The following is a 22,513-nucleotide window of genomic DNA, read 5'->3' as shown; positions in this document are numbered from 1 at the left end:
AGTTCAATATTTTACCAAGCCAATAATTCACAATCTTTAAATTCAAATTTCCTACGAGTACCAGATGTAAGTATTGCCTTTACAACAACTTTTTTGGGATATGATAGATCTACGAAATTTTCATCATTTGTATATCCAACCAAATCGTACCCATCGATCCATTCTCCAAATGCTTCAAGAGCAAAGCAGCAAATCTTATATTTATATCCATTTTTATCAAAAAAGCCATTTGCCTCTTTGATGGCTTCTAACTTACAGCTAATTGTAATAGTCTTTCCAATATACTCTTTCTTAGCTTTTATAGGATTAGCGAATATTTCACTCAACTCCTCAAGTGTTAAACTTTCTTCAATAAGACTATTTATTTGTTCCTTCCTTTCTTCCTCTATTTTCTTTCTAAAGCTAATATCCAAAGCCTTCTCAATCTTTGTTAATACATTTTGCGCTTGTATCTTTGAAGAGAAATCTGACAAATAGAAATTCATAGATACATCAGTCTCCTCATTATGATATTCTATTTCATTTGTTTGAACTATTTGCCCATATTCATTTATATCAAAATTCCACTCGAAAATTCCACCATCAACAGAACCATATGAAAAACTTCCATCAATTGCCTGTGCTAGGTAATTAACGTATAATCCCACTTTATCCTGTCGAGTATTCTGTAGTATATCAATTTTAGGTGATATTCTGGAAAAGAATACAGTATCAGGTTTAGACAGATAATATACATATTCATCTTTCCAAACAATTTCATCTTCACCATCAGGATCCCAAGGATTTGGCTCACTATATTGATGTGTGAAAGCTATAGTATTATCATCCAATAATCTAAAATTAGAAGTCATGTGATCTTGGAATACATATTTTTCTAATTTTATCTGATCATAGCTTTGCTCAATACTAGGCATTCCATTTTTACTGAACCCCATTGTAAATGTGATTTTTGTCATAATAGAATCTGACGACAATAGAATTCGTTCGGGTTCATCCAAATTATTTATCCAAAGAGCATTCTCATTTTGATAAATAACAAAATGTTTTTCTTTGGAAGTCATTACAATCCTTTTACCCTGTTGTTGATAATCTGCAATTATATTTTCCAAGTCTTTTTGGACATTCCTTCCACATCCTTGGAATAACAATAATATTAAAAATATAAAATTTATTTTTTTCATGTTTTTCTATCTCTTTTCTATTTAACAAATATCTCTCTTTCTACAGTTCTTCAAACATAGAAAGTTCCTACACCCACACAGTCGCTATACTCCACCCCATAGTTTGAAAAATATCAAATTATGTCTCTAATATTTGATTGCCCTACTAGTTTTCAATAATTAGATTCTTCATCGAAGCCACAAAATAACTATTTACTATCAAACAATAGAAAAGCCAAATCGTTATGATAGCAAACAATAAATAGAAAAGCCAAATCAATACTTTTTTCATAATCTTGGCCTATGACTTCCTCCAATAGGAGAATATTTACACTTATTGGCAGTCAGATCAGCAATACTCTTTGCATCTTTCCCGCAATATACGCACTCATAAAACTTTTTAGTACGACCTTCATAAAGTTTATGCCTTCCGTTATAAGCTCCATCAGGATGTCGTTTACACAAATTTGTAGCCAAATCTTTAATCGAATGAAATTTCTTTCCACAATACTCGCAAAAGTATATTCTATTTTCTACATTGCTTTCTTTTATTTCATGGCTTGGGTAACTATCGTTGCTTGCGGTTACCACCGTAGAAGTTTCTCCCCAACAGCTAGTCAAGAGGAAAATAAAAATTACAAATACTAATTTCGTCATCATATCAAAACAACATTCTTAACTTTACTTTCTCCTTCTTTATATTCTATATCCACTCTAAAATTGACAAAATCACTATAAATATATAATGGCAACAAGTCCCCATCTTTAAGTTCGTAGTCGAATTTTAGCCTAATGCTGGAACCTGCTAAGAAATTTTCTTGAGGTAACATTACTTTATCTTTATCTTGTAACTGATAAATAGAAAATACAGGATCAATTAAAGTCAAGACTCTTGGGATTTCCAGTTTCAGCTTCTTATCCGGCTTACTCCATAATTCTGTAACCGTAGAAGATATTTCTTTAACTTTTCCCCATGAAAGCCAAGTACTGTTTTCCATTTTTTGTATAGGAGCTCCACCATTAACACTTATCTCCATCTCAAGAAGTTTCTGTAATGCATCAGCATCCAAAGAGTAATCCGTCAAGAAATGTTTCTTTATTTTATCCAACAAAATTTCTTTTCCATATTGACTAGTATTCAGCAAAGTAGAAGCATGGCTTTCCTTATAATCCGCTTTATCAATCCAACATATTTTATCATCAGTCATTGCAATAGCACGGACACGGGTAATATCCTGATATTTCTTATCAGCATATGCTAATTTCATCGTTCCTAAATCAGATATTTCATGATGTTTGATTATATTTTTAGTTGTAGGTACTTTCACTACATCATACTCATTCTTATACATATCCGTATAATGAATACAGAGAAAAATGCGAACATTTTCCAGGTCAATATCCGAACGATTATTAATCGAGACCCTAATTTCGTCATCTTTATCTGAGAATTTCCAATCAGTAGTAGGAGTAATGGCTACATCGATGAAAGAATGTTCCATTAACAGCTGCTTAAAACTGCTGTATAAATAATCTTCACAAAATTGCATATCCGACAGCAAACAATCGTAAATGCCTTGGTTTCCCCTACGAAAGAAATGATTAAAGATTTCATTTTTGCTTTCCTCCATCATTCCTTTTTGTACATAATATTTGGATTTTAAAAAATTAGGGCTAAACATACCATATCCTTCCATTGTAGAACGGTAGAGTCGAAGCAAATACTGCCCCTCCGGTGTTTTATTCAAATAAGTACGACTCCTATATGAATCCAAAAGATCAGTCAACCTCTCTGCTTGACGAGGATATTCCATAGCAGCCTGATCTAAATAGGACAAAGCTTGCTGTTCTTTTCCAATCCGATAATTTAATAACCCTTTCAGTACTAAAGCAGGAGCCGAACGCTCAGGGTACAACTCGATATAATTATCCAAAGTTATATCAGCCTCTACAAAAAAGTCGTTCCATTCACACTTCATGGAATCTGGTAATTGCATTTCCTTAACGATAGAAAGTACTTCAGGGCTATCAGGCATAGTATTCATTTCTCCCGAACCGATATTAATCAGCGACAAGGATTTCAAAAGTAAAGCTTCTCGGTTCCGAGGATATTGCTGCAAAATTTTAGAAGTTGAGTTATAAGCATCCACCATTCTACCTGAATAAACATCAAAATACGCCTTATCTTTATTAATACAAAGCCTGTCCCATTCTTTCATGTATTTTGTATAAACAGGTACAAAACCTGACAGATAGTCTATATAAGCCATTTTCAATTCTTCTATTTCATCTTCCAACTTCGATTTTAAATCCATCTCTTCCTCATAGTGATCGAATGCCGCATTCTTAGCTGCATCAATACTCAGATTTTCAGACATATCGACAATAGCTAAAGGCCCCTCCCCCGCCATTGCTTTCATTGCAGCCATGCCTGCTCCTGTGGTACTTGACTCTTTTGCTAATGTCTTCGCACCTGCCGCTGCACTACGAACCAACATCCATATAGTTGAAAACTCCTTATACTGCTTTTGCAACTTAAACATTTGTTGTAAAAGAGGAAGAATTTTTATTTTGGCATCAATTACATCTGAAGCGACCATACTATAATCCTGCTTTGCCATATATTCCAAAAAACTATAGAAATCATCCGATTTTGCTTGTGCCATTTCCAACCCATTCAAAATCCGAACCGTTTCTTCGATATCATATTCTTTATTTATATCCGCTTTCCGCTCTTTTAAAGCTTCATAAGCTGCCTGAAATTCCTCTACTGGTTGGTAGTTTTCTATTTGCAATTCCGGATTAGCTTTTTTACCACATCCAGCCACTATACTACCCAATATCAGCAATGTAACAATAATCTTTTTTTTCATCATGGTTGTTATAATTTTAATGTAGATGTTCTCTATTTGCAATACTTACTGTTAAATGTAGTATCATCAGAGAATAAATAGATAATTCCTTCCACTAAAGCCACAATGGCAGAAACACCCGTCCAACAAAAAAGCAGATAAGCAATGCCCCATCCCACTTTTCCCATATAAAATTTGTGAATGCCTAATCCACCTAAAAAGATTGCCAACACAGCTGCTAAAAGTCTACTTTTCATAATTATTAATTTTACATGTTACTATTTTATGTATTGATCTATTACAATTAGAAACTATCCATTTCTTCTTGAATTCTTTTCTTTAACTCATCATTATAACCGTTTATTGATATAAGTTCTTGATCATATTTCTGCTGAATTTCCACATTCTTCTTTTTCATTTTATTCCATTTTGTATGCAAGATGATACCACCTATTCCCGCTAACAAAAAAGATAAAACAAACCAATAATTAGAAAAAGAATCAACCCAAACACCTGTCACTACCTGAGGATCAAAAAGCGTAAAAGTCATATAATGAATTACATAAGCTAGCATATGTAATACCCACAAAACACAATAAAACCAAAGAGGAGAAGCAAGTGTAGCAAAACAGAGCAAACCAATATCACGCTGTTTATTAGGTATCTTCTGCTTAGGAGCCATAGGCAAGCTTCGCTCCTGCGTCTGATATAGCATTCTAAAATATCGTTCTCTATATTGTTCCAAGGATAATCCACATTCTTTCATTGGTTGTCTTAATGATAATAGAAATTTTTCCATCAAGATAATAGCTTTTTGAGAAGATGGATTATACTCGTCTGAACGATGAAATGGATTAGAGCCAAACAATAATTCATTTCCTGCCTGTATTGTACTATATACCGATTTCAAATCCTTATCAATCCAATTGATTTTTTCGCCGGTTTCTTTCTCTATGACTTGAAAAACAAATGCAACAGTTTCTTTCAACAGTTGTAAACTTTCATTTATATCAGATGGAATCCTTTCTTTCTTTTTCTGATACAGCATTTTAGCGTACTTAGCTGTCACTATGGTCTGCAACATTCGATTTAGTGTTTGTTTACATGTCTCAAAATCCGTCCTATCATATGCAGATAACACTTTTGTAACTGAAGAAAAGAATTGCTTTACATAACTGGCTTCAAGGCTGTCCGAAGTATTTTCTTGCATAAATCCAATCACCAACAATTGGCATATAACAAGACTTTGAGTTTGTTTTGATACTGCATTCGATTTCTCATTTAGTGCCCCAATTATATCCGACAATGATATATGCCATCTTCTATAATAGGTATTCCACATGACGCACAGACTTTTGCACCTTTTGCATTTATCGAATGACAGCATTTACATCTTGTGATTTCTACGTTTCCATCTAACAACTGATCGGTCACTTTGTCATCTTCTGCCGCCCATTGATACCCACATCCAGGACAGATAAAATCATATTCTTTCGTTTGAATGATTTTCCCTGAATAATTATCAGCTATCACACCACCAACAATACTACCTGCAAATGACCCCAACGGTCCAAACACAAGCCCAACTGCTCCACCTACTACTTGTGCGCCTCCTTTCCTTATTGCAGCTTTTCCTAATCTATCTTGCATAGAGGTATGGGGGATACCTGCTACCCAATTATTACATTTCGGACAAATTTGTCTCATCGCTTTTTTATTTTCCCCAGTAGACTCCCCGGAACCGGATGGTTCATTAATTAGAAAAGTAACTTCTACATAAAAAAAGCGCGGGAATCTGTACCTGTCACTCGTCCCGCTCTTTAAGGCCTTCGCATTGCCCACCACAGTCTGAACGAGCAACGCAGAAGCCCACGCCGATATGTATAACAAACTAAGTGTATTTTTATATCAAAGTTACACCTAGGGCATAAACATATCCCGTAGACATCTACAGCTGCTTTGTTTTTGACTGTGGTTAAAAGTTGCGAAGTTTTAAAGAGCCAAAGACAAAACGTCAAGTAAACGTCTTTCTTTATATAAACATATTTCCCACACCACCCTAACCTCACGACATGAGGCATCGGCGTAGGAAACGCAGCAAATATATACAAAAAAATGTAATAATAGAAATATGTCAGTACTTTTATTTTTTCTCATGAAAAGAATGTTCAAAAACATTATTATCATTATCGGCTTTTCATTAATTTATCGTTGGGCAACGGCAAAAATGTCGTTAGGCAACCACAAATTCACCATTGCCCAACGGCGAATTAGAGCATTTCTACCCGAAATATCAAAAAAATAGGGAAAGCTCCTGAAAGAACCTTCCCTATCTAAAGTTATTTTTTAGTAAGAATTAAGCTGCCGGATCCGGAGCTTCTCCTGAATCTCCTCCAGAAGAGCCACCTCCTTCGCTAGGTTCTCCACCGTTATCCCCGTTAGGATTGGTTACATTATCTCCAAACAGTTCTATACTAGCTGATCCAAGCATTTCCTTGAATGCACCTCCCGGAGTAAAGACTATCTTCCTCCTAATAATGGTATTAACACTCACGTCTTCAGCTTTATCTTGGCTCTCGGCATTAATAGCTGGACGAAATGAACCGAACTCTCCCAACTTTACAGAGAATCCTTCTTCTAAAAATGACACCATAGTATCTTGCACTCCTTTCAGTACCACATCCACCATAGCCCGATGAACGCCTGTCCGCTGATTTACTTCATCACATAACTTGTTATAGTTGATGCTCCCAACTAGAACGTTTGCTGCAACATACTTTTCTACCTTATTTTCCTTATCGAAACATAAGGTGATTTTTTTCTTTTTATATCTGATAGCCATATACGCCTAAGATTAAAAAGTTAAACAATATTAGGAAGCCACACTATTGACTTCGCAACAAAGGTATGAACACATTACGAGATTTACAAGCAAGATTACCATGGTAAAAAAGGTCTTGATTCATTGTATTTTACAGATGACTTTTTTATGCAATATTCATCATGTCAAATTCGTTTTCTCCTTATAAACCAAGCATTTATAAAACAAAAAAGTAGAATAATAATTCATATAAAAAGAGACAAAATTGGTCATTAAGGATTTGAATCTTTTCAAACCGTGAAAACGAAGAAAAAGAAGGTTATGGAAATAAAAAATACGAAGAATGCAAATTTGATCTTTAACAATTAATAACTTACCGTCTCTTAATTATCTAACAGTTAAGGGCATTTTGATAGTTGTATACTCTACCAAAATGCCCTCTACTTTTATCAACCTTAGGTTATATCTTATATCTTACAGAATACCTTTAACGGTCTCAAGCATTCCTTTTTCCTGGATAGAATCCAAATCAGCTTTTACGGCTTCTGTCAATCCCGGAATCTTATTCAAATCTTCTCCCCAGATAAAATCTGCAGCCAGAACACCTTCGGCAACTTTCTTTGTGCAACCTGTTGCCCAAAGTTCTTTCAGCAGGTTCATGATTTCAGGAGCATCATTCGGAACAATTTCAGCACCATCAGCACGTACACCACCTTTATAATAAGTAATGATAGCAGCTAATCCAAGCACCAGTCCTTTAGGAAGTTCACCTTTACGTTCCAGATAAGTCTTCAATCCCGGCAAATCACGAGTTTCGTATTTAGGGAAAGAATTCAGCATGATACTGGTTACTGCATGATCCACGAACGGATTGTTGAAGCGTTCCAATACATCATTTGCAAATTTCTCCAACTCATCCTTCGGCAAGTTCAAAGTTTCCATCAGTTCGTCAAACATTACCTTGTGGATATATTTACCAATCACTTCGTGCTGGCAAGCATCACGCACAATATTCACTCCCGAGAGATAAGCAACCGGAGAAAGAACTGTATGCGGGCCATTCAACAAAGTAACCTTACGTTCGTGATAAGGAGCTTCTGACGGTACAAACAATACATTCAAGCCTGCCTTGTCAGCCGGGAACTCTTTGGCAACTTCCTGCGGAGCTTCAATCACCCACAAATGGAAAATTTCAGCCTGAACAACCAGATTATCATCATATTGCAGTTTTTCTTTGATAGCAGCAATATCCTTGCGTGGGAATCCCGGAACAATACGGTCTACCAATGTTGCATATACACCACAAGCTTCTTCAAACCAAGTTTTAAACTCATTACCCAGGTTCCACAATTCAATATATTGATAAATTGTTTCTTTCAACTTATGACCATTCAGGAAAATAAGCTCGCAAGGGAAAATAATCAAACCTTTTGTCTTATCACCATTGAATGTTTTAAAACGATGATACAGTAATTGAGTCAGCTTACCCGGATAAGATGAAGCAGGAGCATCTTCAAGTTTACAAGCCGGATCAAAAGCAATGCCAGCCTCTGTAGTGTTTGAAATAACAAAACGCATTTCAGGTTGCTCTGCTAACTTCATAAACTCGTCATTTTGAGTATATGGGTTTAAAGCGCGGCTGATTACATCAATCATTGTCAAACTGTTAACCGCCTCTCCTTTATCCAATCCTTGAAGGTTTACATGATAAAGATCATCTTGTGCATTCAGCATATCGACCATCCCTTTATCAATCGGTTGAACCACTACTACACTGCTGTTGAAATCAGCTTTCTGGTTCATGTTATAAATAATCCAATCTACAAATGCACGCAAAAAGTTACCTTCGCCAAATTGGATAATACGCTCCGGACGTTGTGTTTTAGGAGCAGTTTCTTTGTTTAATGCTTTCATGTTAGTTGTAATTTATAAAGTTGATATTATACAAATTCAAAATAAAAATCAATGTTTTCCTTTATCAGGATATCAATAGGCATATATTTTACAGGTTCAACAGACTTCTTAAACACGACATGGTCGCACAAAGCCTTCACCCCGCAATATCCTTGCAAACCCGGACGTTGCCCGATTAAATAATGCACATCACCGGATTTTAATAAATCTACGTTTGCTTTCAGAAGGTCATATCCTATCAGTCCTTTCATGCTACGTCCCGCATGACGAAGATACTCTCCCAACTGATACACTCTGGAATTAAATACAACTCCCAGTAAAGCCTTTGGATGTGCCTCAAAAAACTCATCTAATGTCTGTTGGTTACTTTCCTGATCGGATTTATTGAGTACTACCTCGTGGATTACCAAGTTATTATATTCTTCGGCAATGTAACTCATAAAACCGTTCAAGCGACGTTGCATCTGTATTTCAGCCGGATTATCTTTATTGTTACTTAAAAACAAAACCAACTCCTGGCCTTCTCCTGCCGAATAATTGCGCATCAATATTTTCGCTGCGATATATCCGCTCTTATATGAATCCTGCCCGATATATGTCAATGCTTTCGCTTCTTCCATATTGAAATCGACAAAAGCATAAGCAATCTTATTTTCCTGTAAATAGGCTGTCAGCGCCAGTGTCTCTTCCCGAAAATTCGGAGAAATCAATACCGCATCCACATTCTTTTCTTTTATGGAAAGGCAGGCTTCCTGATAACTCTTCTCATCCCCATGGTGATAGCACAGATAATCTATACTCACATTAAAAGGACGCAACTCTTGCCGGGCACGCTCAATCCCCCCTACTACCGAATGCCAATAATCATGCTCTATATAATAAGGTATCAAACAGAGGAAAGAATATTTCTTTTTAGCAGCCAAACCGATAGCAAACACATTGGGCTGATAATGAATCTCATCCAACACCTTTTGTACTTTGGCTTTGCTTTTGGGAGACACGTCACCGCGATTGTGCAACACCCTGTCAACCGTTCCGGCGGAAACACCGGCCATACGGGCAATGTCTTTAATGGTATAGTTCTGGTCCTCCATAGTGCTAAAACTTAAATATTATAAATAATCGCTGCAAATATACGAATTATTTTGTTACTCCAAGTAAATTTTCTATTTTTGTGTTCGATAACGGTTAATAAAACTAAAACGAGATTTACGCCTATTAGCTTTAAAATCAATACTATATAGGTATAAATACAGAAAGTAATAATTTTATATACTTAAAACACAGTAATAATGAAGAACTTCATGGACGAAAACTTCTTGCTGCAAACAGAAACTGCGCAAAAGTTGTATCACGAGCATGCGGCTAAAATGCCGATCATCGACTATCACTGTCACCTTATCCCTCAAATGGTAGCTGACGACTACAAGTTTAAATCACTGACTGAAATCTGGCTGGGCGGTGACCACTACAAATGGCGTGCAATGCGTACAAACGGTGTAGACGAACGTTTCTGTACGGGAAAAGATACCACAGACTGGGAAAAATTTGAAAAATGGGCGGAAACAGTACCTTACACTTTCCGCAATCCATTGTACCACTGGACTCATCTCGAACTGAAAACTGCATTTGGTATCAATAAAATATTGAATCCACAAACCGCACGTGAAATTTACGATGAATGTAACGAGAAACTGGCTCAACCCGAATATTCAGCTCGTGGAATGATGCGTCGTTATCATGTAGAAACTGTTTGCACAACGGATGATCCTATCGATTCATTGGAATATCATATCAAAACACGCGAAAGCGGATTTGAAATCAAGATGTTACCAACATGGCGTCCTGATAAGGCTATGGCTGTAGAAGTTCCTGCAGATTTCCGCAGTTATGTAGAAAAACTGGCAGAGGTAAGCGGTGTTACCATCTCTAACTTTGATGACATGATCGCTGCTTTGCGCAAACGTCATGACTTCTTCGCAGAACAAGGCTGCCGTCTGTCTGACCATGGTATTGAAGAATTCTACGCAGAAGATTACACAGATGCTGAAATCAAAGCCATCTTTAATAAGGTATATGGTGGTGCAGAATTGACCAAGGAAGAAATTCTGAAATTCAAATCGGCAATGCTTGTGATCTTCGGTGAAATGGACTGGGAAAAAGGATGGACTCAACAATTCCATTACGGCGCTATTCGTAACAATAACACGAAGATGTTTAAATTACTGGGTGCTGATACAGGTTTCGATTCTATCGGTGAATTCACAACTGCCAAAGCAATGGCTAAATTCCTTGATCGCCTGAACACTAATGGCAAATTGACTAAAACAATCCTCTACAACTTGAACCCATGCGCTAACGAAGTGATTGCAACAATGCTGGGTAACTTCCAGGATGGTTCTATCCCGGGAAAAATCCAATTTGGTTCCGGATGGTGGTTCCTTGACCAAAAAGATGGTATGGAAAAACAAATGAATGCTTTGTCAGTACTCGGTCTTTTGAGCCGCTTCGTAGGTATGTTGACAGACTCTCGTTCCTTCCTATCCTACCCGCGTCATGAATATTTCCGCCGTACATTGTGTAACCTGGTAGGACGCGACGTAGAAAACGGAGAAATTCCGGCATCTGAAATGGATCGTGTAAACCAAATGATTGAAGATATCAGCTACAACAATGCCAAGAACTTCTTCAAGTTCTAACAGACAGTAGTTACACTATAAAAATACCGCTGCCCAAAGCCGAATATAGCTTTGAGTAGCGGTATTTTTTCGGACTGTCCCATTTTTTATTCCCACAACTGAACTGTAACAACAAAAGACTCTCAACAAAACAAAAAAGGAGAACTTTTTAAGTTCTCCTTTTAATAATCTTTGTACACCCTCAGGGATTCGAACCCTGGACCCACTGATTAAGAGTCAGTTGCTCTACCAACTGAGCTAAGAGTGCTTAATTCCTCGTTTGCGGTTGCAAAAGTAGGTCTTTTATTTTATTTGACCAAACAATCATGCAGCTTTTTTACTATCTTTTTTTCGTCTTTATTCGAACACATAAAGCTCGGAAGGCGTATTTCGCTTTAAAGCAAGCAGTTGCACATCTTTGCCTACAATAACACCTTTGTTCTTTAATTTCCACTCCACCGTTTTATAAGCCAACTCCGGGTGATTATTGTCTTTACTTAAATGGCATAACCAGATATATCGCAAATGTTCAGTGATATTTTCCGCCAGAAACTCTGCAGTATCAGAGTTACTCATGTGTCCGGTTTTACTTGCAATCCGTTCCTTCAGATATTGAGGATAAGGGCCCATTTTGAGCATTTCCTCATCATAGTTAGCTTCAAGTATCAGATAATGGGCTTTACTGATATAATAAGCAGCTGTAGGAGTAATTTCTCCAAGGTCGGTTAAGAAAGAAAAGACTTTGCCGTCAATTTCAATGCAATATCCCACATTGTCCGTTCCATCGTGTGGCACTTCAAAAGATTCGATGTGAAAATCTTCCAGCGTCATAGGCTCTTGCTTTTCCAGATACCGAACTGACGAGCTAAGTTTCTCCGTCATACAATAGCTACGATTGATTCCAGCATGAATACGTGCAGTTGTATAAACAGGAATATTCATTTTTTCTCCCAGATTACCCACTGCTTTAATATGGTCGGCATGATCGTGCGTTATAAATACCGCACGAATACTATCCATCAAGATATTATAATCTTTCAGTGATTTTTTGATAGTACGTATGCCGATTCCGGCATCTATCAGTATCCCATAGGTTTCAGTGCCCAGATAATAACAGTTCCCACTACTGCCACTCGCCAGGCTTATAAATTTTACTTTCATGTTTTATCCTCTTTATTAAAATGCAAAATGCCGTCAACTTTTACAGCAAAGTGACGGCAAATATACATAAAAAAGCAGAGAATTACCGAGAAGCTTCCTTCTTTTTGTCGATGGATTCGGTGATTTTTGCAAATAATAGTAGCGCTACAGCGGCAATCAGACCTATAGCAGCAAAGTAATACCATATATAATGGGCATTTCCACTAGCTGCCTCCCATGCTTCCCTCGTCTCGAACAAAGCCGGATCCGGACAATATTTAGTGAGCAGAATTCCCGCCAGACCAAAACCGAAAATGGAGGAAAGGAATGAATGCAAATGACTGAATCCTAAATACATTCCTTCTTCTCCTTTAGGAGCCTGTAAAGAGAAATATTCCAGATAACGCGGTGAAATGAAACATTCGGCAAGCGCCTGTACAACTATACCCGCAATCATCATCAGAGTAATATTACTCATGCCTGTAATAAGATCATTACCCAGCAGATTTCCACATGCCATCAGTAATGCCGAAATAGGAATCAAAAACATTCCCACATTCATCGAAGTAATCGCACTGCGTTTGGCCATCAAACGGGTGATAAAACTAACGCAACAAACCACCACAAACGGATTCACATTGGCAATCCAACCCGGTTTTGCCGTCTCGCCAGCCATACGAATCACATATTTAGGCATAGTGGCATAAAGCTGCTGCTGCACCATCCAGAAACCAGTAACAATCAAAATAAGAATCAATAAACGCCAGTTTGTAATGATTCGCATAAATCCCTGTCCAATCTCATGGAGGCTTTTTCCTTCACCTGCCGTATGCGTCGATTTATAAAGAAGAATAACAGCAAGTAAAGCAACTATTGTCATCGCACCGGAGAAATAATTAATATAGATATACGCTTGCTCACCAATGACATTACGCAAAGGATCGATAATCGTTTTACCGGTGAAAGCCCCCACATTTACCATCATATAAAATATGGAATAACCACGGGCACGAGTTGCTTCCGTTGTTTCTTTAGCCACAGAAGCAGAGATAATGGACTTAATGAAAGAACCTCCCACCATAAGTACAAACAAAACCGGCACAATAATCCACCGGGTATAGCTATCAGGCAAACCATTAAATTGAGTAGTGGCACCATAGCTAACCAAACCGGCAGCTTCCAGCAAAGTGGGCAGTACACCCAACCCTAAATATCCGATGGATAATAAGGAAAATGCTATAATCATTGATTTCCGGAAACCGATCTTGTCAGCATACGCACCGGAAAAAATAGGAAGCAGATACAATCCACCGGAAAAAAGCCCGGAAATCATACTTGCTTCGAAATCATTAAAACCTAAAATGGAAGATAAATAAATAGTGAGAACGATAAAAACGGCATAATATGCCATACGCTCAAACAGTTCGACTGTGTTGCTGACCCAAAATGCTCTCGTAAAGCCTTTAGCAGCACGCTGAGGGGAATTGTTCATGTATTTATATTTTTATTAAAATGTTAATTTGAGACAAAGATACGTTTTTTTGGCTTACTGTCCGTATCTTTGTTCCAAATTAGGTAATTAAAAACTATGATTATAGCTGTTGATTTTGACGGAACGATTGTAGAACATCGTTATCCACGCATTGGTGAAGAGATTCCATTCGCTGTTGACACATTGAAGTTATTGCAACAAGAAAAGCATCGTTTAATACTATGGAGTGTGCGTGAAGGAGCACTTTTGGACGAAGCTGTCGAATGGTGTAAAGCCAGAGGTTTAGAATTTTATGCCGTTAATAAGGACTATCCTGAAGAGCAGAAAGACCATCAGGGATTCTCTCGAAAGTTGAAAGCCGATATGTTCATTGACGACCGAAACCTGGGTGGTTTGCCGGACTGGGGAGTCATTTACGAAATGATCAAAGAGAAAAAGACGTTTGCAGATGTCTATAGCCAAAGCGGAGAAGAAGAAAAAACATCCCTAAAAAAGAAGAAAAGGTGGCTGCCTTTCTAGGAAGCTGATAAATATCAAACTAATAAATAAAAATGCACTCTAATCATGTCAGATAAGAGTGCATCTTCATATTCATAAATGATTTATCATTCAACATTGAATCGCAATTTACTATGCTTCTTTATTTTCCCACTTTTCCCTAAACTCCCATAATTGCTCAATAGTAGGATGAAAAGTCGGATTCTCCCAGTTTCTCGAAATCATTGCAATCAAAGATTCCAAATACGATTTACCATCAATAATGGTAGTACATTTATTGACCTGATATCTTTCTGTTGGATAATTCTTTGTCTCAATCATCTTTTTTGCCCAGTTCAATAATTCCTGAACAGCTTCATTGTCATAAGTATGTTGTGCCATCTCTTTAGAATTTTCCGCAAAGATACAAAGTTTATTTATTCATAAATAAAGTTGTTCGTTTCTTTTTACTATAAAGATTCCATTTTAAATTTATACCTTTACGTCCAATATACTCAATTAGACTAACTAATAGAAGCAATAATTATGAAGAAATTTTTCATTTTAGTATGTTCATGTGCTCTTTTGGCAGCCTGCAACAATAGCGCGAAAACAAACAAGAGTGCCGGTGCAGACAGCACCTCAATCGAAGCAACCGATATCCATAATGCGGAAAATTCACTTGATTACGAAGGGACTTATAAAGGAGTTTTCCCTGCTGCCGATTGTCCGGGCATTGAAATAACCCTGACATTAAATCCGGACAAAACATTCAGCCTCCATTCCGTATATATCGATAGAGACAGCTCATTTGACGAGAAAGGTACATATATTTTAAAAGACAATCTGTTGACTCTTAAAGAAGAAGGCGGAGAACTTTCTTATTATAAAGTGGGAGAAAATCATTTACGCAAGCTAACAATGGATAAACAAGAAATAACCGGAGAACTTGCAGACCATTATGTTTTAAATAAGGAATAAGGTCCAAACAAATTTTGCTATCAATAAAGAACAAATTCAAGATTTTTTATGTTTATATAAATAGATATAAACTTAAAAATAGAACAACTTATGATTTATAGTTTTTTATTTCCCACAAAATCGAATACAACGAAGGTGTCTTTGTTGCTATTGGCTGTCCGGATCATCTTCGGTATATTATTAATGAACCATGGTATCCAGAAATGGAGTAACTTCCAGGAGATGTCAGCAGTGTTTCCTGATCCGCTTGGAATAGGAAGTCCCCTATCTCTCGGATTAGCAATTTTTGGCGAACTCGTATGTTCGATGGCATTTATCATCGGATTCCTGTATCGCTTGGCAATGATCCCGATGATTTTCACAATGATAGTAGCCTTCTTTGTAGTTCATGCAAATGACGTTTTTGCAGTTAAAGAGCTAGCTTTCATCTATTTGGTCGTATTTATATTGATGTATATTGCCGGTCCCGGTAAATTTTCAATAGACCATATCATAGGAAACGAATTGTCACGGCGGAAGTCAAGAGCATACAAAAATTAGAAATAATAGTCCCGATTAATTAAAAAATATTATATTTGCATACACATAAGAGAGAAATTATCAATATTTTTTATTAATCAAAAACATTTTAACATGAAAAAAGGGAAACTGACTTTAGTCGCAGTAGTACTTAGCGGTAGCTTATTATTCAGTTCTTGTGTAGGATCATTCGGTTTATTCAACCGCCTGTCTTCCTGGAATCAATCAGTTGGAAACAAGTTTGTAAACGAACTCGTATTCCTTGCTTTCAACATTATTCCGGTTTATGGTGTAGCTTACCTGGCTGATGCTTTAGTTATCAACTCAATCGAATTCTGGAGTGGCTCCAATCCGATGGCTAATGTAGGTGATGTAAAGAAAGTAAAAGGAGAAAACGGCAACTACATGGTGAAAACTCTTGAGAATGGATATTCCATTACTAAAGAGGGCGAAACTGCTTCAATGGACCTGATCTACAACAAAGAAGCCAATACATGGAATGTCGTTGCAAACGGTGAAAGCGCTGAATTAGTAAAAATGAACAATGATGGCACTGCTGATTTGTTCTTGCCAAATGGCGAAAAGATGAATGTAACGTTGGATGCTCAAGGCATGCTGGCAGCACGCCAGGCTACAATGAGCAATCTTATGTTTGCCGCCCGCTAAAAATAAAAACAAATACGAAGGAGATGAAACATCATACGGGAGTTTCATCTCCTTTTTCAATCTTATCTTCTTCTATCAAGAATCTTTTGTACTATGAATAAACTACATACACTTATCTATTCTGTTCTAATCTTCACCTGCCTATCTTGTCAGCAACAAACTCCTCAAACTCAAATAGAACAGACAGCCATTGATTTCTGCGAAGCCTTTTATAATTTCAATTATCCGGTCGCCAAAGAATGGAGCACGCCTTCTTCCCAATCTTATCTTAGTTTCTTGGCATCCAATGTCGGTCAACCCCATCTGGAGCAACTCAAGACACGAGGCGCTGCAAAAGTTTCTGTTATTTCAAGTGAGGTAGATGCTAATTTAGAAGAAGCGTCAGTTGTCTGCCAAATCAAAAATGCATTCGTCATTCATCCTATCGGAGGAAAAATAGAATACGTAAGTTCCCTGCAAGATACGCTCGAGTTAGTAAGAGTAAATAATAAATGGCTGATTAGAAAGGATATCCCACAGCAAAATGGAAAGCAAAGTCACGACTGAATTTAGGATGGATGATGGGGAAATGCTCTTTCCTCGTTTCATAGGCGGGGTTGACAGCTTTCATACCTCCGTCAAAGCGCAGAATAAAGAAATCTAAATCCAAGCGAAGACCCAATCCGTAGGCCACTGCTATTTGCTTATAAAACTTATCAAACTTGAAAACCCCTCCAGGTTGATTGGCATAACTCCGGATGGTCCAGATATTACCGGCATCAATAAATACCGCCCCCTGAAACTTCCAGAATAACTTGCTTCGGTATTCAATACTGGCATCCAGTTTAATATCTCCGGATTGATCGAGTAAATTCCCATTTCCTGCAAAAGAGCCCGGTCCCAAATCGCGAACACTCCATCCGCGGACACTATTGGCTCCACCGGAGAAATATTGTTTCTCAAACGGAATAGTCTTCGCATTTCCATAAGGTACAGCTATTCCCACACCGGCATGAAACGCAAAAGAGTTACGATAATCAATTCTGATATTCTTAGCAAAATCAAACTCCCCCTTCAGATATTGAGCATATGGAATCCCTAGAATAGCATATTCACCATCACTGTTCTTCCGGATGTTTGCAGCCTTTGACAGAGCATACATTACATTTCCCGCCGATTCGAAATTAAAACGGATGGAATATGAATTAGAAGCAATCGTATTATTGATAATCGATCCTCCTACACTATTATAATTATAGCTATATCCCATATTTATAATCAGCCGATCCTGATAATTATACTGGAATATATGGTTCTGTCCCTTATTTATATAGTCTTCCTTAAACCTTTCAGAGATACGGGGCAAATAAAGGAAAGCAATATTTATCAAATCAATACGGTGTTGTATCTTCTGACGCTGCGTCCACTTGTAACTCCAGTTAGCAGAAGCCATCGTGCGCAAGAACTCCGGTCGCAACTGATAATTATACTGTAAACCAAACTCTGTTGTAGCCCTGATTTTCCGTTTAAAATCAGAGGAAATGAATGGGAACAGGAAATTAGGAAAGTTGATACTCGTTTCCACCCCATACTCCGTATAGTTATTATTTGAATAACCAGCTTGAAGCCCGGAAATAACCTCATACGCTCCACGGAATTTTATCATAAACGTTTCCGATCCGCGAAAGAGATTCCTATTCTGGAAAGAAACGGAAGCCGCTGCTCCCAAGTCACCGGCAGAATTGGTTCCCTCTACCTCGAAAGATACCGATTTATGTTTGCTCTTAGTCAACATCACATAACAATCGAGCATTGTTGAATCTCCAACTTGAGTCTCGATAAAACGGATATTCGTATATTTCAATGCAGACAAACGCCCGAAACTGGAATAGGTTTGTTGCACATCACGCTCATTAAACAAATCGCCGGAAGCAAACCGGAGGTTATCCGTAAGCACTTTAGGACGTAAATAGAGCTTATCCTTATAGTAAATCGGATATCCCTTATAATGAACCGAATCATTAATATCCACACTACTCAAAGCAGAAGACTGCAAAACGTCATAATCCGTAATAAAATTAATCTTATTGATCCAATATTGCTGATGTGCCCTTGCCGAATCACTCGCATGCACTTTATACATCTGCAAATGTTGAGTCAAATCTACATTATAAGTATTACGAACCGTATCGGCCGTATATCCGATATAATCCTTATTAAATTTATAGTAGCCATTCCGAAGCAACTTATTCGTGATGCGTTGCCTGTCCGCATCCAATACATTCACATCCAAATACATTCCTTCCTTCAGCAAGCTTCTGGCAGAATCCTGTTTGAGAAGAGAGGCTATTTTAGGATCATAAATATCATATTTGATAGATTGAACAACGTAGGGTTTGCCTGCCGTTACATCATAATACAGCTTAATCTTTTTCTTTTTTATTTTGGTCGAACGCTTCACGGTTGCCGCCATATATCCCATATTATGCACCGCCTTAGTGATCTCTTCTTCAGAGCGTTTCGCTTCGTCCTCGCTATATATTACAGGAGCATCCCCTATCCTTCTTAAAAATTTGTTTCCCCATTTGGTTGAATCACGTCCCGACAGATTGTAGACATAAAGTTGAGTCTTTATCAGGCTGAACCACTTGGCATTAGGATTTTGCCGAACATACATACGTAAGGAAGAAGGCCGTATGTTTTTCTGGTCCGTACGAATTTTAACTTCATCCAGCAAATAAGAACCATCCGGCACAAACTTAGTGGTAGTACACGAAGCAAGTGACAAGACAGCAGCAGAAGCAAGTAAATAAAGAAAATTTCTCCTCATACGGTTTTACATCGATAGCATAAAAAATGCGCTTACAAAGATAAATTATATTTTCTGACGGGAAAAATAAATTAAGAAAAAGAGAGGAAAGTAAGGATAGATTGGAAATATCTTTATAGCTTTGCAAAAGAATATCAAATTTATGGCATCACTAAGTAAAAACAAAATAAAGTATATCCACTCGCTGGAACTGAAGAAAATACGCAAAGAAGAGGGAGTATTTCTGGCTGAAGGTCCTAAATTGGTAGGTGATTTACTCGGACATTTTCCTTGTCGTTTTTTAGCAGCCACTTCCTCGTGGCTTCAAAAACATCCCGATATAGATGCAAGTGAACTGGTAGAAGTTTCACAGGAAGATCTTTCACGGGCCAGTTTATTGAAAACTCCCCAACAGGTACTTGCCATTTTCGAACAACCATCCTATACGTTGAATCCGGAAGTCGTGCGCCAATCACTTTGCCTTGCATTGGATGATGTGCAAGATCCCGGAAACCTCGGTACTATTATCCGTTTGGCCGATTGGTTTGGCATCGAACATATTATCTGCTCACAGAATACGGTAGACGTATATAACCCTAAAACCATACAAGCCACAATGGGAGGAATTACCCGCGTGAAAGTGCACTATACTTCCCTCCCCGATTTTATCCGTTCACTCGGAGACACTCCTATATTCGGAACTTTTCTGGACGGAAAAAATATGTATGAGCAACCATTATCTGCCAATGGCCTGATAGTAATGGGAAATGAAGGGAATGGTATAGGAAAAGAAGTCGCTGCATTGATTAACAGAAAATTATATATTCCCAATTATCCGGAAGGTCAGGAGACATCCGAGTCTCTTAATGTAGCCATCGCTACCGCAGTAATCTGTGCCGAGTTCCGTCGACAGGCTGCATGGAAGTAAAATCAAAAGGATAAAATAAATAAGGAAATAGGGCTTCCCCCTTCTTTTCCGCTTCATGCAGATACTCCATCAAACATTGGGAAGATTGATTCGGAACATTGGGAAGATTGGATGAAAACACTGGGATGTTTTTAAAAATCATCCCAGTGTTTTTTATTTCTTCCATTTGGTTTTCAGAAAGCAGGGCAATCACTCCCGGCATCCATTCGACCGACTCAATCTCTTCAGTCAGTGGAAATACATCTCGAACAATTCCCTCACCGGTGATCTCCACCACCTGCTGCTTCATAAATCCTACAGCAGGTATCAGCAAATAATGAGAAGCAAAACGTTTCATTACGATCAGCGATTTTGGCGTCTTTGTTGTTGCTGCCTGCGTTGATTCATCTGACGCTCCTTTCTTTGCTCCATTCTTTCCTTCTGGATATGTTGTTCCACTTCAATCTGTTCCGGTTTCTTCTCGCGATGAGTTCCCGTACGACGACGGTTCATTTCTTCCGGTGTCAGACGCTGCATGTCATCTTTCTCCTTGTCTATGATCTTATGCAAAGAGTCGGCATTTTCTTTAGCAGATATCTTCTTCAAAGAATCCGCTTTCAAAGCTTTTATCTTGTTCAAAGAATCGCGGACAGCAAACGAAACTGTGTCCGTACAATGATAACGAGTCATCATGAAACGGTCAGCCAATAATGCTCCTCCCTTTTCCAGACTATCTCCCGGATAATAAATGAAGCCTTTTATTTCTTTCATTGGACCTAATGTATCTGCAAACAAACGAATCTGTTGCACACCCGGTTCAGTCACCGTTTTCCAATGATTGATCGTATCTTTCTCATAAATCACCTGCATGGCCATCGTAACGCCTCTTAAAGAGTCGGCAAGCATCGGTTCGAGGAATCGATAGCGTACTTCCCATACCAGCGTATCACGGTCTTTGTAGTTAGAGTCGGTCGGCAAAGTAAATACATATTGATTATTCATCATTTCACCGGTCAAACGAATCATACGCTGCCACGGCCAGACATCAATACTGTCACCCTGCTTAGTCATTTTCGGTTTCTTATCACGTTTGGCTATCAAGTCACCCACAAGTTCCTGTTCATCTTTCAAACGCTTCTTCACCTTATCATAAATTTTCGATAAAATCTCAGTGTTACGTGTATACCAAACCATAGACGAGTCAAATGCAGCCTGCGTAGTCCCGTATTTCTTAAAAACGGCGTCGATATACAATGCTTTCTTATAGTTCTCACTATAAGGCAAATTATCTCCCATAGACTTTGCCACATGATAATCATACAGCAAATTCTCCATCTTCGATTCCGAGATTACATCACTGGGTCTTTTCACTTTACACCCGGCTACTGCAAAAGCGAACATGCAGATGAGACACAGATGAAACCGAAATTTACTTTTCATGATCTGTAGCTTCCTTTTTATCTTTATCCAACGAATGATATGACTCATTCAAATATTTACTATAAAAAAGTAACAGGGCAATGATACCACAACTGATAGCGGCATCTGCAAAATTAAAGATCGGACTAAAGAATATAAAATGCTCTCCGCCCACAAACGGCATCCATGTAGGCCAGTTTGTATCTATAATCGGAAAGTAAAACATATCCACTACTTTTCCATAAAACCAGGTAGAATATCCACCGCCTTCGGGCATAAAGCTGGCAATCTGTGAATGAGTGCTTTCATTGAAGAAAACTCCATAGAACACACTGTCTATGATATTTCCTAAAGCACCGGTCAGAATAAGAGCCACACAAACAATGTAGCCTGTTTTGAACCCTTTCTTTATTATTTTATAAAGATACCATCCTATCAATGCCACCGCAACAATACGGAATGTTGTCAGGAACAGCTTGCCGAAAATTTCCATACCGAAAGCCATTCCGTTATTTTCGGTGAAATAGATATAAAACCAATCTGTCACACGTATGCTTTCATGCCAGTACATGTGAGTTTTAATCCAGATTTTGATAATCTGGTCAATAATCAATACGGAAAAGATAACGAACAGGGCAATTCTTCCCTTTGTGAATAGTTTCTTCATGTGTTTATTATAAATTAAACATAACGAGCTAC

Annotated in this window: 23 protein-coding genes and 1 tRNA gene; 7 read left to right on the top strand and 17 right to left on the bottom strand. The window is 37.8% G+C overall.

The window, feature by feature from the left end:
* Positions 1 to 11: 11 nt before the first annotated feature.
* From I2I13_RS19760 to I2I13_RS19720, 9 genes are all read right to left on the bottom strand, one after another.
* Positions 12 to 1,181, bottom strand: a complete 1,170-nt coding sequence (locus tag I2I13_RS19760) for a hypothetical protein (protein ID WP_195650295.1) — start codon at positions 1,179 to 1,181, stop codon at positions 12 to 14.
* Positions 1,182 to 1,448: 267 nt separating this feature from the next.
* Positions 1,449 to 1,820, bottom strand: coding sequence for a hypothetical protein (locus I2I13_RS19755; RefSeq protein WP_229128676.1), 372 nt, complete (start codon positions 1,818 to 1,820; stop codon positions 1,449 to 1,451).
* A complete protein-coding gene (locus tag I2I13_RS19750; protein ID WP_195650294.1) occupies positions 1,817 to 4,036 on the bottom strand; it encodes a hypothetical protein in 2,220 nt (739 codons plus the stop codon). Before I2I13_RS19750 ends, I2I13_RS19755 begins: the two co-directional genes overlap by 4 nt.
* A gap of 29 nt (positions 4,037 to 4,065) precedes the next feature.
* Positions 4,066 to 4,269, bottom strand: coding sequence for a TM2 domain-containing protein (locus I2I13_RS19745; protein ID WP_229128675.1), 204 nt, complete (start codon positions 4,267 to 4,269; stop codon positions 4,066 to 4,068).
* Between the two features lie 47 nt (positions 4,270 to 4,316).
* On the bottom strand, positions 4,317 to 5,354 hold the full coding sequence (locus I2I13_RS19740) for a hypothetical protein (RefSeq protein WP_195650293.1): 1,038 nt from the start codon (positions 5,352 to 5,354) through the stop codon (positions 4,317 to 4,319).
* On the bottom strand, positions 5,306 to 5,719 hold the full coding sequence (locus I2I13_RS19735; protein WP_195650292.1) for a hypothetical protein: 414 nt from the start codon (positions 5,717 to 5,719) through the stop codon (positions 5,306 to 5,308). Before I2I13_RS19735 ends, I2I13_RS19740 begins: the two co-directional genes overlap by 49 nt.
* Positions 5,720 to 6,368: 649 nt before the next feature.
* Entirely contained in the window at positions 6,369 to 6,854 is a 486-nt protein-coding gene (locus I2I13_RS19730) for an HU family DNA-binding protein (RefSeq protein WP_004316197.1), read from the bottom strand.
* A 453-nt stretch (positions 6,855 to 7,307) separates the two neighbouring features.
* Complete coding sequence (locus I2I13_RS19725) at positions 7,308 to 8,747, bottom strand: tagaturonate reductase (protein ID WP_122137190.1); 1,440 nt, start codon at positions 8,745 to 8,747, stop codon at positions 7,308 to 7,310.
* Between the two features lie 26 nt (positions 8,748 to 8,773).
* Positions 8,774 to 9,841 carry a substrate-binding domain-containing protein gene (locus I2I13_RS19720; RefSeq protein WP_195650291.1) on the bottom strand — a complete coding sequence of 356 codons (1,068 nt, stop codon included), beginning with the start codon at positions 9,839 to 9,841 and terminating at the stop codon, positions 8,774 to 8,776.
* A 198-nt stretch (positions 9,842 to 10,039) separates the two neighbouring features.
* Between I2I13_RS19720 and uxaC the strand changes: the two genes are divergently transcribed.
* Positions 10,040 to 11,446 (top strand): glucuronate isomerase, encoded by a 1,407-nt coding sequence (gene uxaC, locus I2I13_RS19715; protein ID WP_148366650.1) that lies wholly within the window; start codon positions 10,040 to 10,042, stop codon positions 11,444 to 11,446.
* Between the two features lie 174 nt (positions 11,447 to 11,620).
* Here the strand turns inward: uxaC and I2I13_RS19710 are convergent.
* From I2I13_RS19710 to I2I13_RS19700, 3 genes are all read right to left on the bottom strand, one after another.
* Positions 11,621 to 11,693, bottom strand: a tRNA-Lys gene (locus tag I2I13_RS19710).
* 89 nt (positions 11,694 to 11,782) lie between these two features.
* Positions 11,783 to 12,586, bottom strand: coding sequence for an MBL fold metallo-hydrolase (locus tag I2I13_RS19705; protein ID WP_148366649.1), 804 nt, complete (start codon positions 12,584 to 12,586; stop codon positions 11,783 to 11,785).
* Positions 12,587 to 12,668: 82 nt separating this feature from the next.
* Positions 12,669 to 14,057, bottom strand: coding sequence for a peptide MFS transporter (locus tag I2I13_RS19700; protein WP_004295896.1), 1,389 nt, complete (start codon positions 14,055 to 14,057; stop codon positions 12,669 to 12,671).
* A gap of 96 nt (positions 14,058 to 14,153) precedes the next feature.
* Between I2I13_RS19700 and I2I13_RS19695 the strand changes: the two genes are divergently transcribed.
* Entirely contained in the window at positions 14,154 to 14,576 is a 423-nt protein-coding gene (locus I2I13_RS19695; RefSeq protein WP_195650290.1) for a BT0820 family HAD-type phosphatase, read from the top strand.
* Positions 14,577 to 14,687: 111 nt separating this feature from the next.
* Here I2I13_RS19695 and I2I13_RS19690 read toward each other — a convergent pair whose 3' ends face one another.
* Positions 14,688 to 14,936, bottom strand: a complete 249-nt coding sequence (locus I2I13_RS19690) for a hypothetical protein (protein WP_004295894.1) — start codon at positions 14,934 to 14,936, stop codon at positions 14,688 to 14,690.
* Between the two features lie 144 nt (positions 14,937 to 15,080).
* On the opposite strand from I2I13_RS19690, the gene I2I13_RS19685 reads away from it, so the two are divergent.
* The 4 genes from I2I13_RS19685 (at position 15,081) to I2I13_RS19670 (ending at position 17,246) form a co-directional block, all read left to right on the top strand.
* Positions 15,081 to 15,515 carry a copper resistance protein NlpE gene (locus I2I13_RS19685; RefSeq protein ID WP_148366646.1) on the top strand — a complete coding sequence of 145 codons (435 nt, stop codon included), beginning with the start codon at positions 15,081 to 15,083 and terminating at the stop codon, positions 15,513 to 15,515.
* A gap of 90 nt (positions 15,516 to 15,605) precedes the next feature.
* A complete protein-coding gene (locus I2I13_RS19680) occupies positions 15,606 to 16,055 on the top strand; it encodes a DoxX family protein (RefSeq protein ID WP_004303298.1) in 450 nt (149 codons plus the stop codon).
* A 93-nt stretch (positions 16,056 to 16,148) separates the two neighbouring features.
* Positions 16,149 to 16,700 (top strand): DUF3332 domain-containing protein, encoded by a 552-nt coding sequence (locus tag I2I13_RS19675; protein ID WP_195650289.1) that lies wholly within the window; start codon positions 16,149 to 16,151, stop codon positions 16,698 to 16,700.
* Positions 16,701 to 16,793: 93 nt separating this feature from the next.
* Positions 16,794 to 17,246, top strand: a complete 453-nt coding sequence (locus I2I13_RS19670) for a hypothetical protein (protein ID WP_195650288.1) — start codon at positions 16,794 to 16,796, stop codon at positions 17,244 to 17,246.
* Here I2I13_RS19670 and I2I13_RS19665 read toward each other — a convergent pair.
* Positions 17,200 to 19,509 (bottom strand): BamA/TamA family outer membrane protein, encoded by a 2,310-nt coding sequence (locus I2I13_RS19665; RefSeq protein WP_148366643.1) that lies wholly within the window; start codon positions 19,507 to 19,509, stop codon positions 17,200 to 17,202. The two genes, I2I13_RS19670 and I2I13_RS19665, sit on opposite strands and share 47 nt — an antisense overlap.
* Positions 19,510 to 19,651: 142 nt before the next feature.
* Here I2I13_RS19665 and I2I13_RS19660 point away from each other — a divergent pair, with 142 nt between their 5' ends.
* Positions 19,652 to 20,416: an RNA methyltransferase gene (locus I2I13_RS19660; protein WP_148366642.1), complete on the top strand. Its 765-nt coding sequence runs from the start codon at positions 19,652 to 19,654 to the stop codon at positions 20,414 to 20,416.
* Here I2I13_RS19660 and I2I13_RS19655 read toward each other — a convergent pair.
* From I2I13_RS19655 to I2I13_RS19645, 3 genes are read right to left on the bottom strand one after another with little or no spacing between them, the layout of a single operon-like run.
* Positions 20,367 to 20,753 (bottom strand): hypothetical protein, encoded by a 387-nt coding sequence (locus I2I13_RS19655; protein WP_148366641.1) that lies wholly within the window; start codon positions 20,751 to 20,753, stop codon positions 20,367 to 20,369. The genes I2I13_RS19660 and I2I13_RS19655 overlap by 50 nt on opposite strands.
* A 5-nt stretch (positions 20,754 to 20,758) precedes the next feature.
* Entirely contained in the window at positions 20,759 to 21,835 is a 1,077-nt protein-coding gene (locus tag I2I13_RS19650; protein WP_148366640.1) for a DUF4296 domain-containing protein, read from the bottom strand.
* Positions 21,825 to 22,481, bottom strand: coding sequence for a lipoprotein signal peptidase (locus I2I13_RS19645; RefSeq protein ID WP_148366639.1), 657 nt, complete (start codon positions 22,479 to 22,481; stop codon positions 21,825 to 21,827). Before I2I13_RS19645 ends, I2I13_RS19650 begins: the two co-directional genes overlap by 11 nt.
* Positions 22,482 to 22,513 lie beyond the last annotated feature (32 nt).

Origin of the sequence: Bacteroides sp. D55t1_190419_B8, assembly GCF_015558905.1 — a bacterium.
GTDB classification, from domain to species: Bacteria; Bacteroidota; Bacteroidia; order Bacteroidales; family Bacteroidaceae; genus Bacteroides; species Bacteroides vicugnae.
This window is presented reverse-complemented; position numbering and strand designations above follow the sequence as displayed.